At 70.6% G+C, this 17,246-nt stretch carries 19 protein-coding genes; 7 read left to right on the plus strand and 12 right to left on the minus strand.

Going from position 1 to position 17,246, the window contains the following annotated elements; translation table 11 throughout:
* Positions 1-5: 5 nt before the first annotated feature.
* The gene (locus ACFY5B_RS24345; protein WP_389972468.1) at positions 6-632 is read right to left on the minus strand and encodes a TetR/AcrR family transcriptional regulator; all 627 of its coding nucleotides are present in this window, start codon (positions 630-632) and stop codon (positions 6-8) included.
* Between the two features lie 81 nt (positions 633-713).
* Here ACFY5B_RS24345 and ACFY5B_RS24350 point away from each other — a divergent pair, with 81 nt between their 5' ends.
* Positions 714-1,103, plus strand: coding sequence for a Dabb family protein (locus ACFY5B_RS24350; RefSeq protein ID WP_389972470.1), 390 nt, complete (start codon positions 714-716; stop codon positions 1,101-1,103).
* 59 nt (positions 1,104-1,162) lie between these two features.
* On the opposite strand, the gene ACFY5B_RS24355 is transcribed toward ACFY5B_RS24350, so the two are convergent.
* Positions 1,163-2,089 (minus strand): helix-turn-helix domain-containing protein, encoded by a 927-nt coding sequence (locus ACFY5B_RS24355; RefSeq protein ID WP_389972472.1) that lies wholly within the window; start codon positions 2,087-2,089, stop codon positions 1,163-1,165.
* A 254-nt stretch (positions 2,090-2,343) separates the two neighbouring features.
* Here ACFY5B_RS24355 and ACFY5B_RS24360 point away from each other — a divergent pair, with 254 nt between their 5' ends.
* The 4 genes from ACFY5B_RS24360 (at position 2,344) to ACFY5B_RS24375 (ending at position 6,840) form a co-directional block, all read left to right on the plus strand.
* Entirely contained in the window at positions 2,344-3,822 is a 1,479-nt protein-coding gene (locus ACFY5B_RS24360) for an MFS transporter (RefSeq protein ID WP_389972474.1), read from the plus strand.
* Between the two features lie 121 nt (positions 3,823-3,943).
* Positions 3,944-4,414, plus strand: a complete 471-nt coding sequence (locus ACFY5B_RS24365) for a hypothetical protein (protein ID WP_389972476.1) — start codon at positions 3,944-3,946, stop codon at positions 4,412-4,414.
* A gap of 201 nt (positions 4,415-4,615) precedes the next feature.
* Positions 4,616-5,719, plus strand: coding sequence for a nitrous oxide reductase family maturation protein NosD (locus ACFY5B_RS24370; RefSeq protein ID WP_389972478.1), 1,104 nt, complete (start codon positions 4,616-4,618; stop codon positions 5,717-5,719).
* Between the two features lie 92 nt (positions 5,720-5,811).
* Positions 5,812-6,840 (plus strand): methyltransferase, encoded by a 1,029-nt coding sequence (locus ACFY5B_RS24375; RefSeq protein WP_389972480.1) that lies wholly within the window; start codon positions 5,812-5,814, stop codon positions 6,838-6,840.
* Positions 6,841-6,986: 146 nt separating this feature from the next.
* Here ACFY5B_RS24375 and ACFY5B_RS24380 read toward each other — a convergent pair whose 3' ends face one another.
* The 10 genes from ACFY5B_RS24380 to ACFY5B_RS24425 form a co-directional block, all read right to left on the minus strand.
* The gene (locus ACFY5B_RS24380) at positions 6,987-7,319 is read right to left on the minus strand and encodes a TcmI family type II polyketide cyclase (protein ID WP_351643249.1); all 333 of its coding nucleotides are present in this window, start codon (positions 7,317-7,319) and stop codon (positions 6,987-6,989) included.
* A 20-nt stretch (positions 7,320-7,339) separates the two neighbouring features.
* On the minus strand, positions 7,340-7,819 hold the full coding sequence (locus ACFY5B_RS24385) for an SRPBCC family protein (RefSeq protein ID WP_389972482.1): 480 nt from the start codon (positions 7,817-7,819) through the stop codon (positions 7,340-7,342).
* A gap of 1 nt (position 7,820) precedes the next feature.
* Positions 7,821-8,075 (minus strand): acyl carrier protein, encoded by a 255-nt coding sequence (locus ACFY5B_RS24390; RefSeq protein WP_389972484.1) that lies wholly within the window; start codon positions 8,073-8,075, stop codon positions 7,821-7,823.
* Between the two features lie 32 nt (positions 8,076-8,107).
* A complete protein-coding gene (locus ACFY5B_RS24395) occupies positions 8,108-9,361 on the minus strand; it encodes a ketosynthase chain-length factor (RefSeq protein ID WP_389972486.1) in 1,254 nt (417 codons plus the stop codon).
* A complete protein-coding gene (locus ACFY5B_RS24400; protein WP_389972488.1) occupies positions 9,358-10,626 on the minus strand; it encodes a beta-ketoacyl-[acyl-carrier-protein] synthase family protein in 1,269 nt (422 codons plus the stop codon). The genes ACFY5B_RS24395 and ACFY5B_RS24400 overlap by 4 nt, the downstream gene beginning before the upstream one ends.
* A complete protein-coding gene (locus tag ACFY5B_RS24405; protein WP_389972490.1) occupies positions 10,623-11,066 on the minus strand; it encodes a cupin domain-containing protein in 444 nt (147 codons plus the stop codon). The genes ACFY5B_RS24400 and ACFY5B_RS24405 overlap by 4 nt, the downstream gene beginning before the upstream one ends.
* A 69-nt stretch (positions 11,067-11,135) precedes the next feature.
* Entirely contained in the window at positions 11,136-12,290 is a 1,155-nt protein-coding gene (locus ACFY5B_RS24410) for a SchA/CurD-like domain-containing protein (protein ID WP_389972491.1), read from the minus strand.
* Between the two features lie 257 nt (positions 12,291-12,547).
* Complete coding sequence (locus ACFY5B_RS24415; RefSeq protein ID WP_389972493.1) at positions 12,548-14,266, minus strand: FAD-dependent oxidoreductase; 1,719 nt, start codon at positions 14,264-14,266, stop codon at positions 12,548-12,550.
* A 218-nt stretch (positions 14,267-14,484) separates the two neighbouring features.
* Positions 14,485-14,727: a DUF389 domain-containing protein gene (locus ACFY5B_RS24420; RefSeq protein ID WP_389972495.1), complete on the minus strand. Its 243-nt coding sequence runs from the start codon at positions 14,725-14,727 to the stop codon at positions 14,485-14,487.
* Between the two features lie 179 nt (positions 14,728-14,906).
* Positions 14,907-15,359 (minus strand): MarR family winged helix-turn-helix transcriptional regulator, encoded by a 453-nt coding sequence (locus tag ACFY5B_RS24425; RefSeq protein ID WP_389972496.1) that lies wholly within the window; start codon positions 15,357-15,359, stop codon positions 14,907-14,909.
* Positions 15,360-15,451: 92 nt separating this feature from the next.
* Between ACFY5B_RS24425 and ACFY5B_RS24430 the strand changes: the two genes are divergently transcribed.
* Entirely contained in the window at positions 15,452-15,991 is a 540-nt protein-coding gene (locus ACFY5B_RS24430) for a phenolic acid decarboxylase (RefSeq protein ID WP_389972498.1), read from the plus strand.
* A 93-nt stretch (positions 15,992-16,084) separates the two neighbouring features.
* On the plus strand, positions 16,085-17,125 hold the full coding sequence (locus tag ACFY5B_RS24435; RefSeq protein WP_389972500.1) for a vWA domain-containing protein: 1,041 nt from the start codon (positions 16,085-16,087) through the stop codon (positions 17,123-17,125).
* Positions 17,126-17,246: the final 121 nt, after the last annotated feature.

Consider the following 17,246-nt stretch of genomic DNA (forward strand, 5'->3'; position numbering starts at 1 on the left):
GGGGGTCACTTTCCGTAAGCGCGCAGGAAGACGTCAATCGCAGCGTCAGCGACGGTGTCCGGGGCGGCGGTGGGGCGGTACTCCAACGGGCCGGTGAGAAGAGAGAGGAAGTGCTCGGCGGCGAGCTCCGGGTCGCACGGGCGCAGGCGGCCGGCGAGTGTCAGGCGGGCCAGGCGGTCAGCGAGGGCGGAACGTACCCGCAAGGCTGTGCGCTCGCGTACGCTCGCCGCCAGGTCGGGGAATTGGGCTGTCTGTGCAGAGGCCAATTGCCGCACGGCGCGAGCGTCTTCGTTGCTCAACGCCTGGAGCAGGCCGTGGGCCACGGCCGTGAGTGACGCGCGCGGGTCGCTGTCCGCGACGGCCTCGCGCAGCTGCTCGACGACGGCGAGGCTCTGCGCACCGACCCGGTCGGCGGCGGCCTCTACGGCCTCGCGATAGAGGCTCTCCTTGTCCTTCAGGTGACTGTAGACGGTCGGCTTGGCGACGCCTGCCTCATGCGCGATCTCCTTCACGCACGCCTCGGCGTAGCCGTGTCGCGTGAATACCGCGAACGCACCGTCCAGGATCGCCTGCCGCCGCTCGATCCGTCCACGGGCGGGACGCCCGCCCCCGGTTGACACTTCTGAACCCATGGGTTCAGTGTAGTGATTGAACCAGTGAGATCGATTTTCTGAACCCCCGGGTTCAGTCCGGGTGGAAGGGGTGGGACAGGCGTGATCGTCCACATGCTGCGCTTCACGTTCAAGGAGACCGCTACCGAAAAGGATCGGGAGCACGTACTCGCGGTGCTGCGGCGCACGGCCTCTGTCGAGTCGGTGTCGTTCTCGACTGTGGGTCAATGCCTCGGTGATCCCGACGGCTTCACCCATGCCTACTGTGTGGGGATCACCGACCTGCCGACCCTGCGGCGCTACATGCACGACCCGGTTCACCTGGCCGGCGACCCGCAGATCACGCCCTACCTGGCCAAGATCGCTATCGGCCCGGACCTGTCCGACGACATGGCGCCCACCCTGACACGGGACATCCTCGCCCTGCATGAGGAGAAGGTCGCGCTCCATCCGGAGTGGGCCGCAGAACTCGGCCCGCTGCTGGCGGCCTGAAGAAGCCCGGCGCCAACAGTCGGCACCGTCCCCGCACCAGCCGCAGTTACGAGACAGCCTTAGTGGGCAGAGGCTTCCGCCGTGGACGGGGCTTCCGCCGGCAGCGCGTGTGCGGGGGGTGCCGGCTCCGAGCGGACGCCCGGGGAGTCCAGGCGGAGCATGGCTGCCTCGTCCGGGGTGCCGGGGGCCGCTTGGTAGACGATCATGCGCTGACCGCCCGTGCGGGCCAGTCGCATGACCTCGTAGGTCAGGGTCATCGGACCGACCTTGGGGTGCCGGAACGACTTCTGGCCGCCACCGCGTTCGCAGACGTCGTACCGCTCCCAGAGGCGTGCGAACTGCGTTGACTTCAGCATCAGTTCGCCGACGAGGGTGGTGAGCTCGGGGCTGTCCGGGTCGGCCCCGCCGACCGCCCGCAGATGCGCGACCGACAGGGCGACGGTCTCCTCCCACGGCTCGTAGAGCGTCCGGCCGACCGGGTGCAGGAAGACGTAGCGCGTCAGGTTCCGCTGGTCATCGGGCCAGTCCCAGAGCCCGGGCATCAGCCGCCGGCCGGGCGGGTTCGCGGCCAGGACGCGGTTGTACCGGCTCACCACATAGGCGGGCAGCGGACGCACCGACTCCAGCATCCGCAGCACCGACTCGCGTACGTCGTGGTCCGAGCAGGCCGGCAGCTCGGAGGCGCGGCCGGAGGCCAGCTCCGCGAGCTCGTGCAGGCGCTCGAAGCCGTCGCCGCGCAGCCGGAGGGTACGGCCGAGGGCGTCCACGACCGCCGGAGAGGGGTTGGTCTCGCGGCCGCGCTCCAGGCGGATGTAGTAATCGACGCTCACTCCGGCCAGCGCGGCCAGCTCTTCGCGGCGCAGTCCGGGAGTGCGGCGCAGGCCCGCGCCGGCCGGGAGACCGACGTCCTCCGGGCGCACCTGCGCTCTACGGGCCTTCAGGTACCGGCCGAGCTCCGTGCCCCTCGCATCCGTTGCTGCTGTCATCCGGTCATTGTCGCAGGCGGTCAGGAGGCGTGGGGGGCCGTGTCAGGGCCAGGAACACCGCACCCTGGGCAGAGCGCGGTCTGCCGGGGCCCGCGGGTCTGGCGGAGAGTTACTGGTGGAGCGGGCGGCCCGGCCGCCGGAGCCCAGGGGGTGCTCGACACCGGACCGCGGCCCCGGCGCGCCGCAGCCGCCCGCCCCCTCGCCCCGTCCACCACCCCTCCCCCAACCGATCTCGCGGACTTCAGGAGTTCACCATGCCCGCCACCCCTCCGCTGCCTACCTCCACCACCTCCGGTCCCGGGCACGAGGCAGAGCCGTCGGAACCCGGGCCGGGGCGACGTACGCCGGACCGGGCCCGACCGGTCCCGCCGCCCTCCGGGACCGTCACCGCGCCGCGGCGAGGCGGCGCCGCCCTGGTCGCTTCGCTTCTCGGCTTCACAGTGATCACCATCGACGTCTCCGCCGTGAACATCGCGCTGCCCTCGATCCGGAGCTCCCTCGACAGCGGAATGTCCGGACTGCAGTGGGTCGTCGACGCCTACACCCTGATGTTCGCGGCCCTGATGCTCTCGGCAGGCGCACTCGCCGACCGCACCGGCGCCCGCCGCGCCTATGCCTGGGGCGTCACCCTGTTCACCCTCGCTTCCCTCGCCTGTGCGCTGGCACCCGACATCGGGGTGCTGATCGCCTCGCGCGTGGCGCAGGGCGCTGCCGCCGCGATCGTCATGCCGGCCTCGCTGGCACTGATCCGGCAGGCCTACGAGGACGCGCGGGCGCGCGCCCGGGCCATCGCCCTGTGGACGGTCGGCGGTTCGGTGGCGATGGCCGCGGGACCAGTGCTGGGCGGACTGCTCACCGACACGGCCGGCTGGCGGGCGGTCTTCCTGCTCAACCTTCCCGTGGGCGCGGTCGTCCTGGGCCTGTTGCTGCGGGTTCCGCGCTCCCCGCGCCGGCCCGCCGCGCTGGACCTCGCCGGCCAGCTCACCGCCGTACTGGCCCTGGCGGGACTGGCGTTCGCCATGATCGAGGGCGGTCACCTGGGCTGGGCCAGCGGACCCGTCCTGGGCGCTGCCGCGCTCGCGCTCGTCTCCGGGTGCGCCTTCCGCGCGGTGGAGGCCCGGCATCCTCGGCCGATGGTTCCGCCGGCCATGCTGAGGGACCGCCGGGTGGCCGTCCCCCTCGCCGCGGGTTTCGCCATCAACGCCGCCTTCTACGGTGGGATCTTCCTGCTCGGGCTGTACTACCAGCAGCTGCGCGGCATGTCCGCCATCGCGGCCGGGTTGATGTTCGTGCCGATGTCGGCGGTCGTGACGGCGACCAACCTGGTGTCGCCTCGCCTCGCCGAGCGTGTCGGGCGACGCCCGGTCATCGTCACCGGGCAGCTCGTCTTCACCGGAGCGATGCTGGCCATGCTGCCGCTCGCCGCGCACACCCCGATGTGGCTCGTGCTCGTCCTGCTGCTGCCGCTCAGCGTCGGCGGGGCGCTCGCGGTGCCCGCCGTGACCGCGCTGCTGATGGACGTCGTCCCGCAGGAGCGAGCGGGAACCGCCTCCGGGCTCCTCAACTCCCTTCGCCAGACCGGCGGAGCGCTCGCCGTCGCCCTTTTCGGAGGTCTTCTCTCCGGACCCGGCGGGGCCTTCTCCCTTCCGGGCATGCGCGTCGGCCTCCTCACGGTCGCCGTCCTCCTCCTCACAACCGCCGCTCTCGCCCGGCTCCTCCTGCCCCGGGGGTGACGTGACGTCACCACCTGCCTCCGAAAGCGGCTCGCCGCCGTGTTCGGCCTCGGGACCGGCACGGCGGCACCGCTGCGGCGGCATGGGGCACCATGGGGCCCTCGATGAGGAGGACTTGTAGATGAGTTACGACCTGCGGGCAGTGATCGCGGCCGGGGAGACACTCTGTGTGGCCACACGGGGCCTGACTGCCGCCCGGACGACATCCATCGGGCAGGGTCTGTCGCTGCTGCCGATGACGGACGCGCTGTGCGAAAGCGCCGCAGACAGCAGTCGCGCGAACGCGTTGGGCTTCCAGCGGCTCCCGGGCGGGTTCGAGAAGCTCCTGGCCGACTGGTCAGCCGCTGGGCCTGTGGCATACGTGGAGGCCGAGTACTTCGGCGGTGTGGGCGAGCAAGGCGCTGCCGTGTGGGACGGCGGTGGCGTCGTGCTCGGACCCCTCCGCGTGGAGGAGGGCGAGCCCTTCGCGCCGGCCGGCAGCCCTGTCTCTCAAGCGCTGCGGCGGCTGGGAGTCGTGAGAGGCGCCGACCAGGACGAGTTCACGGCCGTGGGTCTGGACCGGCGGCGGCACACCGACGCGTGGATCGCCTGACGTGCCCTCTGCGACCGACGGGCCAGGGCAGGTATCGGAACCTGCCCACCAGTGAGCCACACAGTCCCGGCGCCCCCGTACCAGCTGGGGCCACGGTGCAGCGCGGTGAGGTGATCAGTGGTCGGCCGGTGATGGGCGGGGCCACGCCGCCGGATGGACCAACTCGCTGGTTTGCGACGTATAGGACATAACCTGCGCGATATGAAGAAATGCCATATCGCACCTCTGGCGTGCCTGGCGGCGCTGGTCGGGACGGGGCTCGGCGCCGCTCCGCCCACCGCCGCCCACACGGTCCATGTCGTAAGACCGGGAGAATCGATCCAGAAGGCGGTGGACGCCGCCCGGCCGGGCGACACCGTGCTGCTCGCGCGCGGCACCCACCATGGGAGCGTCAACGTGACCACGCCCGGGCTCACCCTGCATGGCATGGGCCGCGGCACGGTGCTCCGGCCGGCGGTGGACACGAGCACCGCCACGACCGCCCCCAGCGCCGCACCGCCCCTCTCGAAGGCAGCCGACAGCTGTGCCGCGGCAGGCAACGGTATCTGTGTGGTGGGCACGAAGGACCACGGCGTCGACGGCGTCACCATCGCCTCCCTGACGGTGACCGGTTTCGACAAGACCGGCGTCTACGCCCATGAGGCCGACGGGCTGACCGTGCGGGATGTCACCGCCGTCGGCAACGGGGTGTGGGGCATCGCCACCGAGTATTCGCTCCGTGGCGTGTTCCGCGGCAACACAGCCCGGGACAACGGCGACGCGGGTCTGCTCCTCGCCAACACGGTGAAGGAGGAGCAGGGGGCCGTTGACACCGAGGGCACCGTGGTGGAGCACAACCGGCTGGAGGGCAACCGGATCGGCGTCACCGTCCGCCGGTTGCGCAACCTGACCGTCGAGGGCAATCACCTCACGGGCAACTGCGCGGCGGTCTTCGTCGTCGGCGACGAGAACAAGCCCAAGGCCGGCTTCGTGACCGTGCGCGCCAACCGCATCGAGCGCAACAACAAGTTCTGCCCGAAGACCGCCCGGCTGGACGCCCTGCAGGGGTCCGGCATCGTGGTGACGGGCGCCGACGACAACCTGATCACACACAACGTGATCAAGGACAACGTCGGCAACTCCTCCTTGTCCGGAGGCATCGTCCTGTACAAGAGCTTGGTGGGCACGGCCAGCGAGCGGAACCGGATCAGCGCCAACCTGCTGCAGGGCAACTCCCCCGCGGACCTGGTCAACGCGGACCCCGGTCAGGGCAACACGTTCCAGGACAACTCCTGCGTCTCGTCCCGGCCCACCGGCCTGTGCTGACCGCCCGCCTCGCTCTTCGTGAACCCAGGGCGGGCACGAACGCCCCGTGATCCTCGTGCTTCACATGACCCAAGAAGGAAGGAAGGCGGCACATGACGACCACTCAGCCTGCCCCTGCGCCGTCCATGCGGCTGCGGGAACTCGCATTCGGGGCGGCATGTGCCGCCGCCCTGCGCGCGGCCGCCCGGTTGGGCGTCGCCGACGCCCTCGGTGACACCCCCCTGGCCGTGGAGGACATCGCGGCCGCGGTGAAGACCGAACCCCGCCCACTGCGACGGCTCCTGCGGGCCCTGTCCTGCTACGGCGTCTTCGCCGAGCAGCCGGACGGGACCTTCGCGCAGACCGACGTCTCCCGGCTGCTGCGCGAGGACGACCCCGACAGCCTGCGCGCCATCACGCTGTGGTGCACCGAGCCGTGGACCTGGGACGCTTGGCCGAAGCTGGACGAAGCCGTGCGCACCGGCCGCAACGTGGTGGAAGGCCTGTACGGCAAGGAGTTCTTCCCGTACCTCAACGAGGACGCCCCGGAGTCGGCCGACGTCTTCAACCGGGCCATGACGACCTCCAGCGTCCAGTCGGCACGCGATGTCGCCCAGTTCCTCGACCTGTCGGGGAGCTCGTCGGTCGCCGACATCGGCGGGGGCCAGGGGCACGTGGTCGCGAGCCTGCTGGACAAGTACCCCGCGATGCACGGGACACTGCTCGACCTTCCCCGGGTGGTGGAGAACGCCCTGCCGAGACTGCGCGCGGGCGGCGACCTCGCGGACCGTGCGCGCGTGGTGCCCGGCGACGTCCGGACGGCCGTCCCGGTGCAGGCCGACGTCTACGTCATCAAGAACATCCTGGAGTGGGACGACGAGAGCACGGCCCGCACGCTGCGCAACGTCCGTGAGGCCGGTGGCCCCGGGACGCGGGTCGTCGTCATCGAGAACCTCGTCGACGACACGCCGTCCATGCGGTTCAGCACCGCGATGGACCTGCTGCTGCTCCTCAACGTGGGCGGGGCGAAGCACACCAGCCAGAGCATGGTGGACCGGCTGACCGAGGCGGGCCTGGTCATCGACGACATCAGCCCGGTCAACCCCTACCTGCACGCGTTCGACTGCCACGTTCCCGGCTGATCCGACCCCGTCCCGCCGTGGCTCGTGGCAGGACCGGCTGATCCGACTCCGTCCCTCGGTCCTCGTGCCCCGTGAACCATCCGGCAGACCACCGGTCGCCGGGTCCGCGACGCTGCGGACCCGGCGACCGGTGGTCAGTCCGGCGGTCACCCGGCCGGCTCACGCTCCCAGAGGTAGAAGCGCTGCGCCATGGCGTCCTTCGGGGAACGCCAGGTCTCGGGGTCGTATGCGCTGACGTACGCGGCCAGCCGCTCGCTGACGTCCCGGAACTCGGGATGACCGGCGACCTTGGCGATGGCGGGGCCCGGGTCGCGCTCGGCCTCGATCAGATGCATGTACACATCGCCGAACTGGAAGAGGCTGCGCCGGGTCACCCCGACGAGCCGCGGCAGCTCCCCCCGGTCGGACTCCTCGAACACCTTGGCGATGTCGGGCGCCGATCCGGGGGCCATCCGGGCGACGATCAGAGCTTGGTGCATGGGGCGGGTCTCCGTCCGGCTCAGTCGTTCAGACGGTGCGCCGCACCGCGCTCCGCCGCGATCTTCTCGATGCGGTCGCGGATCAGGGCCATCTGCACCTTGGAGTTGCGGTTGATGTTGTCGGTCATCCACTCGTCGTCGACCGGCGCGTCGGGCTTCATCGCGAAGTCCTGTGTCCAGACCATGCGCGTGCCGGCCGGTACCTCCTCGTACCGCCAATGGATGTCCATGTGGGCGAAGGGGCCCGTCTCGACCCGGCGGGCCTTGACCGTGAGCGTCTCGCGGTCCGGCTCGCGCTCCGAGACCCAGCTCCACACGGTGCCGTTCTCGTCCGGGTGCATGGTCAGCCGGAAGGTCGTCCTGTGGCCCTGCCGGGACAGGATCTCGACGGAGGCGTACTCGCTGAACAACTGCGGCCAGTTCTCCAGGTCGTTGGTCACCTCCCAGACCAGGTCCAAGGGCGCCGCGATGGTGATCTCGTTCTGTGTGTGTCCAGTCATCTCATGCTCCTGTCAGCAGTGCACTGTTGACGAGGTCGAGGAACCGCGCTGGCGTCTTGGAGCGTTCGGCGTCGGTCGGCATCGGCGTGCCGTACCGGTTCTCCAGCTCACCCACGATGCCCAGCAGCCCCAGCGAGTCGACGCCGAGACCTTCGAAGGCCGGGTCGTCGCGGCGGAGTTCCTCCGGTGTGACGGTGACACCGGTGCATTTCTTCATGAGTTCGGCCAGCTCTTCCACAGTGATGCGGTCGGTCATGCCATTCCCTTCCTCTCCTGCTCCGCGGCGCCTCAGTGCGAGGCGTCGGTGGCGCCGTGCCGCAGCACGAGCGCCGAGTTCGACCCCATGAGTCCCCGGCTCAGAAGCAGCGCCGTGCGTACCTCGGCGGTACGGGCCCGGCCGGTCACGAGGTCGAGGTCGTGGCAGATGTCGAAGACATGGGGGGTGGGCGGGATCAGCCCGTGCTCCATCGAGAGCACCGCCGTCGCGGCGTCCATCAGCGGCGCCGCGCAGTAGGCCCGGCCGATCCCGGTCTTCGGGGCGGTGACGGGCACGCGGGTGCCGTGCGCCCCGAGTGCATCGGCGATGGCCATGGCCTCGGCGCGGTCCGCCTCCGGTATGCCGAGGGCGTCGGCGAAGACGACGTCGATGTCCTCGGGAGCGCAGTCGGCCTCGGCCAGGGCTCCTCGGATGGCCTGGGCGAGTCCTTCCCGGGACTCCTCCCAGCAGGAGGCTCCGGTGAAGGTCGCCGCGTGTCCGGCCAGGTGGGCCCGCACGCGGGCGCCCCGTTCCCGAGCCGTGCCCTCGGCCTCCACCACGACCATGGCGCCGCCCTCCGCGGGCACGAACCCGCAGGCCGCGGATGTGAACGGACGGTAGGCGCGGGTGGGGTCGTCGACCGTGCTGAGCTCTGGGTAACCGAGCTGGCAGACCACCGAGTAGGGCGCGATCGGCGCCTCGGTCGCACCGGCCACGATCACGTCGGTGCCGCGCCGCACGGCCCGCGCCGCGTGGGCGAGGGCGTCCAGGCCGCCGGCCTCGTCGGCGGCGACGACCGAGCAGGGGCCCTTGAAGCCCCGGCGGATGGAGATCTGGCCGGTGCTGGCGGCGTAGAACCAGGCGATGGACTGGTACGGGCCGACGAAGCGACTGCCCTTGCCCCACAACTGCTGGAGTTCGCGCTGTCCGAACTCGCCGCCGCCGGAACCGGCCGCTGTGACCACGCCCACGGAGAACGGCGCCTCGTCGGTCTCGGGCCGGTGCAGCTGGGCGTCGTCCAGCGCGAGGTCCGCCGCGGCCATCGCGAAGTGGGTGAACCGGTCGGTCTGGACCAGGAAGCGTTCCTCGATCGCCGCCGACGGGTCGAAGTCGCGTACCTGGCCCGCCACCCGCAGCGGCAGGTGCTCACAGCCCTCCCGGGTGATCCGCTCCAGGGCGCTGATGCCCTCCGTGGTGGACTTCCAGAAGGTCTCGGTACTGGCTCCGTTGGGCGCGACCACACCGATTCCCGTGACCGCCGCGCGTCGTATGCGGGGTTCGCTCATCGTGTCTTCTCCCTCGGCCGGTTCATGACCACCGCGGACTGGAAGCCGCCGAATCCGCTGCCCACCGAGAGCACACTGGCGAGCTCGCGCTCCCGAGCGACGCGCGGGACGTAGTCCAGGTCGCACTCGGGATCGGGCGTCTCGTAGTTCGCGGTCGGCGGTACCACCTGGTGGGCCAGGGCCAGCACACAGGCGACGAGTTCGATCGCTCCGATGGCGCCCAGGGAGTGGCCCACCATCGACTTGATGGAACTCATGGGGGTGTCGTAGGCGTGCGGGCCCAGGACCCGTTTCACCGCGGCGGTCTCGTGGCGGTCGTTCTGCTTGGTGCCCGACCCGTGCGCGTTGACGTAGTCGATCGCGGTGGCGTCGAGCCGTGCGCAGTCCAGGGCGTCCTCGATGGCCCGGGCCATCTCCAGGCCCTCGCTGGTCAGGCCGGTCATGTGGTAGGCGTTGCCGAAGGTGGCGTACCCGCCGAGCTCGCAGTACACGTGGGCGCCGCGGGCCCTGGCGTGTTCGAGCTCCTCCAGGACGAGTACGGCACCGCCCTCGCCCATGACGAACCCGTCGCGGTCGGCGTCGAAGGGACGCGAGGCGTGGGCCGGGTCGTCGTTGTTCGGGGAGGTGGCCTTGATCGCGTCGAAGCACGCCATGGTGATCGGGGAGATCGGCGAGTCCGAGGCGCCGGCTATGCACACGTCGGCGCGGCCCTCCTGCACGGTGTGGAAGGCGTACCCGACCGCGTCGAGCCCGGAGGTGCAGCCCGTGGAGACGGTCTGCACCGGGCCGCGCGCCCCGAAGCGCTCCGCCACCGTCGAGGCGAGCGTGCTGGGCGAGAACGCGCGGTGCAGTTCCGGGCCCGCCTTGCGGTGGTCCACGTCCCAGTGCCGTCCGCGGCTGCTGACCAGGACGTAGTCGTTCTCCAGCCGGGTGGTGCCGCCGACGGCGGTGCCCAGCGAGACACCGACGCGCCACGGGTCCTCGGCGCTCACGTCGAGACCGGCGTCCCGTACCGCTTCGTCGCCCGCGACCAGCGCGAACTGGATGTAGCGGTCGCAGCGTTCCACGTCCCGTGCGTCCAGACCGTGGGCTGCCGGGTCGAAGTCGCACTCGGCGGCGATCCGGGAACGCAGACCGGACGGGTCGAAGAACGTGATGGCCCGCGTCGCCGTGCGCCCGGTCTCCAGGAGGTTCCAGAACGCCGGTACGCCTATGCCGCCGGGAGCGACGATGCCTATGCCGGTGACGACCACTCGTCGCGTCATGACCGGACCTGACGTCGTGCGGCTGCCTCCGCCCCCACCACCGCGGACTCGGCGTCGGTTCCCTCGGTGTCGACGTGGCCCAGCGGCGGGCTCGGGGCCAGCGGGCCGAGGTGGAAGACCATCCGCGCCTCCACGTCGCCGACGTTGCGGAAGCGGTGGCGCACGTTGAGAGGGATCAGCAGCCCCTGCTCGGGCTGCAGCGGGTGCGGCTCGCCGTCGAGGTCCACCTCCAGCTGCCCGCACACCACGTACACGAACTCCTCGGAGTACGGGTGGTAGTGCTCGGCGATGCGGTCACCGGGCTCGATGAGGGCCACGCCCATGAAACCGCTGGTGGCGCCGACGGCGGCCGGAGTGAGCATGGCACGCAGGTCACCGCCTCGCCGGCGGTTGGGCTCGACGTCGCTCATGCTCACGATTCTGGGACGAGATGTGATCACGCGTTCCTCCGTTGATGTGCTGCACGACCGTGGGAGAGGCAGGCACCGCCTCTCCCACGGGACGGTGAATCAGGCGTCGGGCGACCGGCGGTCGGTGACGAGGTCCATGCGCGCGATGTCGAGGAGGCGCGCCATGCCGCCGTCCCTCGACGCGGTGGCGTCCGTGCCCGCGTCGTCCAGGAGCGTCGTCAGCTCGGCCACCTGCGCCGAGTCGGTGAGACCCAGGATCTGGACGGGGTCGGCGGCTTCGAGCCCGTCGCGCACGTCGATGAGCCGTACGACGACGTCGTCGCGCTGGAAGATGGTGCTGCGCAGGACCGGGCTGCGCGGGTCGTCCGCCGCCGCCTCGTCCTGTCGGGACAGGAGTTCGGCCAGTTTCATGCCGAGGTCCGGCCGGGCCGGGTAGTACAGGGCGTACCGCTCGGCCCGGGGGTCCTGCCGCCCCGCCGTCACGTGATGGACGGCCGGCAGCGCGGCCCTGGTGAAGAAGAGCCGGGCGGACTCGGAGTCGTTGAGGTCCCGGTCCTGCTCCAGATGGGGGTTGATGGCCTCCTCGACGGCCCGGACCTCTGGCTGCCGGGCGACGTGGCGCAGCGCGGCCAGCAGGTCGCCCCGCACCTCGATGGCCCGCACCACGCGGTTGCCGTGCATGAACAGGGAGGTGCGGCACAGCCGGGTGGTGTCGTCGACCTGCGGCTCGGGCGAGGCGTAGTCGGCGAGGATCTTGGCGACGGTCTCCTCGCTGCCCGGCTTGACGGTGAAGGTGAGCGCGTGCCGGATGACGCCGTCGCCGATCCTGGGCGCCGTCTGGAGCCGGCGCTCCGCCTGGTCGGCGTCCGCCGCCGGGCCGCCGGTCTCGCGGACGACGTGGAAGCGCAGTGACCGGGTGTCGCGCACGCAGCTGTGCAGCGGCTCCACCATCCGCACGTGCTCTTCGCTGTTCACCCAGGCGAGGAACGGCGGGGCGCTCTCCCACTCGCTGGTGATGAGCCATTGCGAGGGGTTCTCGATCGACTGGCACAGCTGGTCGCTGACGTGCCCGGGGACGGACGCGACCTGGTTGCACAGCTGTTCATAGGCATCGAGGAACTCCTGCTGGGCGCCGTCGTGGACGTCGACCAGGAGGACGACTCGGAGCCGGGAACCGTCGAACACGGACTGCGAGACATGGTGCGACGCCTGTCGCGCCCGCGAACCTGCAACCCGTTCGGATGTGGTGGTCATCCTGCGCACATCTCCTTCGCGGAGGGGAAAGTGAACGTTGGCCGCAGTGATGCGACGTCAGCGTTCCTCGATCCTGTGCCCGTCCCCGCACATCGCGCGACTCGGATGAAGTACGTGAGTGACAGGGAGGATGACGCCCGGACCCGATGCGCGAAGGAGACGTCCGCCGTCCATGTGCTCCTCGGCCCGCCGGTCGCGGTCCTCCGCTCAGGTGACGTACGCGTCCGCGCCCCGGGCGTCCTCCTGCCCACGGGGGCTCAGGCGACTGCCAGCCCGGTGCGCAGGACCTCGCGCAGCACCGCCTCTGCCTCCGCCTCCGGACCCGGTGACCGCCACAGGACGAAGCCGTCGGGCCGGACGAGCACGGCACCCCCCGGTCCCGTGCCGTGGCGCTCCGCCCAGTCGGTGGCCTCCTCGGTCACCAGATCGGCCTGAGCCGCGGGGCCCACCCGGTACGACCTGAGCGGGAGGGACAGCTCGTCCGCGAGGCGCACGGCGGCCGCGTGCCACTCGTTCGGCTCAGCGGCGTCACTGAGCAGGACGAGGGACCGCTCGTAGAGGTCGAGCGTCGAGATCCGTTCGTCCCCGCGGCGCACCCACAGGTGCGGTGCCCTGCTGCCGGGTCCACCGGTCAGGTCGAGGCTCTCCGGCACCACCGGGGCGGCGGGGTCGGCGCCGACGACGGCGCCCTGCGGGTAGCGGTAGCCGAGGGCCACGTTGAGGATGCCCTGCCGTGGGCCACCACCGCCCGCTCCGGGCGGGGCGGCGAATCCCGGGTGGCTGTGTTCGGCCGACCGGGCCGCGGCCCGCGCGCTGGTGGCCTCGGCCACGGGACGACGCTCGGCGTCGTAGGTGTCCAGCAGGTCCTCCCCGGCCCAGCCGTCGAGCACGGCGGCCAGCTTCCAGGCGAGGTTGTGGGCGTCCTGGATACCGGTGTTGGACCCGAAGGCCCCGGTGGGGGACATCTCGTGAGCCGAGTCACCGGCGAGGAACACACGCCCCGACCGATAGCTGCGGGCGACCCTCTGTGCGGCGTGCCAGGGCGCCTTGCCGGTGATCTCCACATCGAGGTCGGGGACACCGACCGCCCGGCGGATGTGCTCGGCGCACCACTCGTCCGTGAAGTCCTCCAGGGGCTGCCCGTGCTCGGGGTGCCAGGGGGCGTGGAAGACCCAGTTCTCGCGGTTGTCCACCGGCAGCAGGGCGCCGTCGGCCTCCGGGTTCGTCAGGTAGCAGACGATGAAGTGGCGGTCGCCCACGACGTCGGCCAGCCGGCGGGAGCGGAAGGTGAGGCTGACGTTGTGGAACAGGTCGCCGGGTCCGCTCTGAGCGATGCCCAGCTGCTCACGCACGGGGCTGCGGGGGCCGTCCGCGGCGACGAGGTAGTCCGCGCGGATGGTGGTGTGCTCACCTGTCTCACGGCTCTTGACCACGGCGGTCACACCGGTGGGGTCGCTGTCGAACGACATCAGTTCGGTGGAGAAGCGCAGGTCGCCGCCGTGCCTGCGGGCGTGGTCGAGCAGGACCGGCTCGAGGTCGTTCTGGCTGCACAGGCACCAGGCGCTGGGGCTGAAGCGGGCCAGTCCGCCGCCCGGGTCGATGTCCTTGAACAACCACTCGCCCGCGTCGCCGGCCAGGGTGGGCGCCTGCAGGATGCCGTGATTGACGGACAGGGTGGCGGCCGCCTCCTGGATCGCCTTCTCCACACCCGCCACCCGGAAGAGTTCCATGGTGCGGACGTTGTTGCCCCGGCCTCGCGGGTGGATGGAGGTGCCCGCGTGGCGCTCCACCAGCAGGTGCGGTACGCCCAGCCGTCCGAGGAACAACGAGGTTGCCAGGCCGACCAGGGAGCCGCCCACGATGAGGACCGGGACGTCGATGGTGTGGGGGCCCGCCTGTCCGGCTCGTTCTTTCGTCACTCTCGCCTCCAGTGCGTCGATGCCGCCGGCCCAGCCGGTTGCGGCGGCGATCCTCATGCATGCCCCGGGGAGGTGACAGTGGCTCAGGCTTCACCCGCGTGCTTCGCGGCACGCCCCTCCGGCGGAGCGGGGAACACCGCACTGCGGCGGGACGGTTCAGTCACCGACTCGTCCGGCATCGACACGCCGCCCATGGGACTCGTCCACGAAGACGGGCACGCCGTCGGGAATCCGTCCCCGAAGCCGGTCGAGCAGCGGCTGCACCCGGGGAAAGGTCACCGGGAAGGCGGACATGGATGTGCATCGTCCGCGAGACGGCGTCGGCGCCGGTGACGGACGCGTCCGGCTGGTCCGCGAGCCACTGCTGCGCCGCCGTCTTCGTGCGGCCCGTCCCCCAGGCACACTCCCGACGCCACGAAGGGTGGTACGAGCGGGATGGCGATCGCGGCCCCGGGCAGCACGGCGGCGACGTCCCGCCGGGCTAGGGCGACCGCGCCGACGAGGCCCGTGGCCACCACGCCGCAGATCGCCGGTGGGCAGGGTGCAGGGAAGGGCCGCTCCGACCTCCCCAGGTTTCGCAGCCCTTCCCGTCCAGCGGCAAACGCTTACCCCGAGACGCGGACCTCACTCCTCACCCGTCGGCACTCGTCCGACCAGGACGGTTCCTGCCGCCCGAGCACCTCGCACGGCTCCCCGTTCAACGCCGGGGTCGATCGCCCGGGCCCTCCAGGGCTCCCTGCAGTTCCCTGAGCGCAGGCAGGGCCTCCTCGATGGCCCGGCGGCTGTCCGGCGTGAGAGCGGCCAGGGCGTGCCTCAGCTCCTCCGTGCTCACTCGGTCGTACCGGTCGAGCAGATCGAGGGCGTGCGGGGAGGCCACGAGGGTGACGGTGCGCAGGTCGGTCGCTGACGGCCTGCGCTCGACGAGACCCGATGCGGTCATGGTGCGGACCAGGTTGCTGACCGTCGAGGAGGCCACCCGCAGACGGGACGCGACGTCACGTGGCGCGAGGGGTCCGGCCTCGGACAGGACTCTCAGGAGTTCGATCTGCGCTTCGGGAAGGTCCGGCAGGTCTTCCGCGCGGCGGGTGCGCAGCAGCACGGCTCGTCTGAGGGGCCCGATGAGGCGGCTGAGATCAGTCGCGGTGTCCATGGGTTCATGATGCCCTGAACTTTGTTTTGCGACAAAATAGCTTTGTGGCAAAGTGGATTGCGTACGGCAATGAACGACGAGGAGGTCCCCTCATGGACAGCCGCGCAGCGCACGAGACCACCGTCCGCAGCCCCGTCCCCCCGCAGCAGCTCTCCGGCATCGTCGGCCACCGCTTCATCTACACCTACGCCAACGGCTGGCAGTACGAGATGTACGTGAAGAACCCGACCACCATCGACTACCGGATCCACTCCGGCATGGTGGGCGGCCGGTGGGTCAAGGACCAGCGGGTCGACCTGGTCCGCCTGGACGACGACCACTACAAGGTGTCCTGGAACGAGCCCACCGGCACGTCGGTCTGCGTGAACGTCATGCCCGGCAAGCGCCGCCTGCACGGCGTGATCTTCTTCCCGCGCTGGGTCGAGGAGCACGGCGAGCGCACCGTCCTCTACCAGAACGACCACCTCGACGAGATGCGCAGGTTCCGCGACGAGGGCCCGACGTACCCGATCCATGTGGTCCCGGAGTTCGCCGAGATCACCCTCTTCGAGTTCGTCGGCCCGGACGACGACACCGTCATCTCCACGGCACCGGGCGACCTGCCACCGGGATGGTCCGACCGCACCGGCTGACCGCCCGGGTCCGGCCGCACGGTTCTTCCAAGATCGATTGTCAGTGGTGGGTGAGAAGGTAGGTACACCAAGCCGGAACGAGGGGGAGCTGTGATGTCCGAAAGCCAGAACTACATCAACCACGTTGCTCTAGTGCTGGATGCCAGCTCGTCGATGTCGCACCTGAGCCGCAAGGTCGTCGAAGTCGCCGACCAGCAGATCGCCTATCTCGCCCGCCGCTCGAGGGAACTGGACCAGGAAACCCGCGTCACGGTGTACGTCTTCGCCGACAAGGTGGAGTGCGTCATCTACGACAAGGACGTGCTGCGCATGCCGTCGCTGAAGCAGCTGTACCGGACCGGTGGGATGACGGCCCTCCTGGCAGCCGCGCTGAAGTCGCAGAGCGAGCTGGCTCAGACGGCCCAACTGTACGGAGACCACAGTTTCCTGACCTTCGTCCTGACCGACGGACAGGAGAACGCGAGCCACCGCTGCCCGGACGCCGCCGCCAGGGATCCACGTCAACTGGTCCAGGCCGTGGCGGAGATGATCCGGACCCAGCAGGACAACTGGACGCTGGCCGTGCTGGTGCCCGACCAGATGGGCAAGCGCGAGGCCATGCAGTGCGGCTTCCCCAAGGACAACATCGCCATATGGGACGCCACCAGCACGCAGGGCCTGGAGGAGGCCGGGCAGGTCATCCGCCAGGCCACCGAGAACTTCATGATGGGCCGCACCCAGGGCATCCGGGGATCGCGCGCGGTGTTCTCAACGGGCGGGGAAGCGGTCAACGAGGACACCATCAAGGCCGCCGGCCTCACCCCGGCCGATCCGTCGAAGTACCAGCTGATCCCGGTCGCCCGCGACGCGGCGATCCGGGAGTGGGTCATCGAGTGCGGGCACACCTACACCACGGGAGGCGCGTATTACGAGCTGAGCAAGTCGGAGAAGATCCAGGCGCGTAAGCAGATCGCGGTGCTGGAGAAGAAGACGGACCGTGTGTACACCGGCCCGCAGGCCCGCGCCCTGCTCGGGCTGCCCGACACGGAAGTGCGCGTCAAGCCCGACCACAACGACCACTTCACCATCTTCGTACAGAGCACGAGCGTCAACCGGAAGCTCGTGGCCAACACACGGCTGCTCCTCATGCTCTGACATCCCGTGAAGCCGATGAGGCGTCGGAGGCCGCAAGAGGCAGAAGGATGTCTCTCCCCCGGCGCCCCGTCGAAAGGCTTCTGCCTGCCTCCTGGAAGGGGCCGGCTGAGGCCCGGCCCGA

This window comes from Streptomyces sp. NPDC013187 (assembly GCF_042899705.1).
In the GTDB taxonomy this organism is placed as follows: Bacteria; Actinomycetota; Actinomycetes; order Streptomycetales; family Streptomycetaceae; genus Streptomyces; species Streptomyces hawaiiensis_A.

Coding starts and splice junctions, on each gene's coding strand:
- ACFY5B_RS24400 (WP_389972488.1), bottom strand. CDS start 10,626: ATGACGCGACGAGTGGTCGTCACCGGCATAGGCATCGTCGCTCCCGGC.
- ACFY5B_RS24380 (WP_351643249.1), bottom strand. CDS start 7,319: ATGCACCAAGCTCTGATCGTCGCCCGGATGGCCCCCGGATCGGCGCCC.
- ACFY5B_RS24360 (WP_389972474.1), top strand. CDS start 2,344: ATGCCCGCCACCCCTCCGCTGCCTACCTCCACCACCTCCGGTCCCGGG.
- ACFY5B_RS24365 (WP_389972476.1), top strand. CDS start 3,944: ATGAGTTACGACCTGCGGGCAGTGATCGCGGCCGGGGAGACACTCTGT.
- ACFY5B_RS24425 (WP_389972496.1), bottom strand. CDS start 15,359: ATGGACACCGCGACTGATCTCAGCCGCCTCATCGGGCCCCTCAGACGA.
- ACFY5B_RS24415 (WP_389972493.1), bottom strand. CDS start 14,266: ATGAGGATCGCCGCCGCAACCGGCTGGGCCGGCGGCATCGACGCACTG.
- ACFY5B_RS24410 (WP_389972491.1), bottom strand. CDS start 12,290: ATGACCACCACATCCGAACGGGTTGCAGGTTCGCGGGCGCGACAGGCG.
- ACFY5B_RS24370 (WP_389972478.1), top strand. CDS start 4,616: ATGAAGAAATGCCATATCGCACCTCTGGCGTGCCTGGCGGCGCTGGTC.
- ACFY5B_RS24430 (WP_389972498.1), top strand. CDS start 15,452: ATGGACAGCCGCGCAGCGCACGAGACCACCGTCCGCAGCCCCGTCCCC.
- ACFY5B_RS24375 (WP_389972480.1), top strand. CDS start 5,812: ATGACGACCACTCAGCCTGCCCCTGCGCCGTCCATGCGGCTGCGGGAA.
- ACFY5B_RS24390 (WP_389972484.1), bottom strand. CDS start 8,075: ATGACCGACCGCATCACTGTGGAAGAGCTGGCCGAACTCATGAAGAAA.
- ACFY5B_RS24355 (WP_389972472.1), bottom strand. CDS start 2,089: ATGACAGCAGCAACGGATGCGAGGGGCACGGAGCTCGGCCGGTACCTG.
- ACFY5B_RS24385 (WP_389972482.1), bottom strand. CDS start 7,819: ATGACTGGACACACACAGAACGAGATCACCATCGCGGCGCCCTTGGAC.
- ACFY5B_RS24435 (WP_389972500.1), top strand. CDS start 16,085: ATGTCCGAAAGCCAGAACTACATCAACCACGTTGCTCTAGTGCTGGAT.
- ACFY5B_RS24345 (WP_389972468.1), bottom strand. CDS start 632: ATGGGTTCAGAAGTGTCAACCGGGGGCGGGCGTCCCGCCCGTGGACGG.
- ACFY5B_RS24395 (WP_389972486.1), bottom strand. CDS start 9,361: ATGAGCGAACCCCGCATACGACGCGCGGCGGTCACGGGAATCGGTGTG.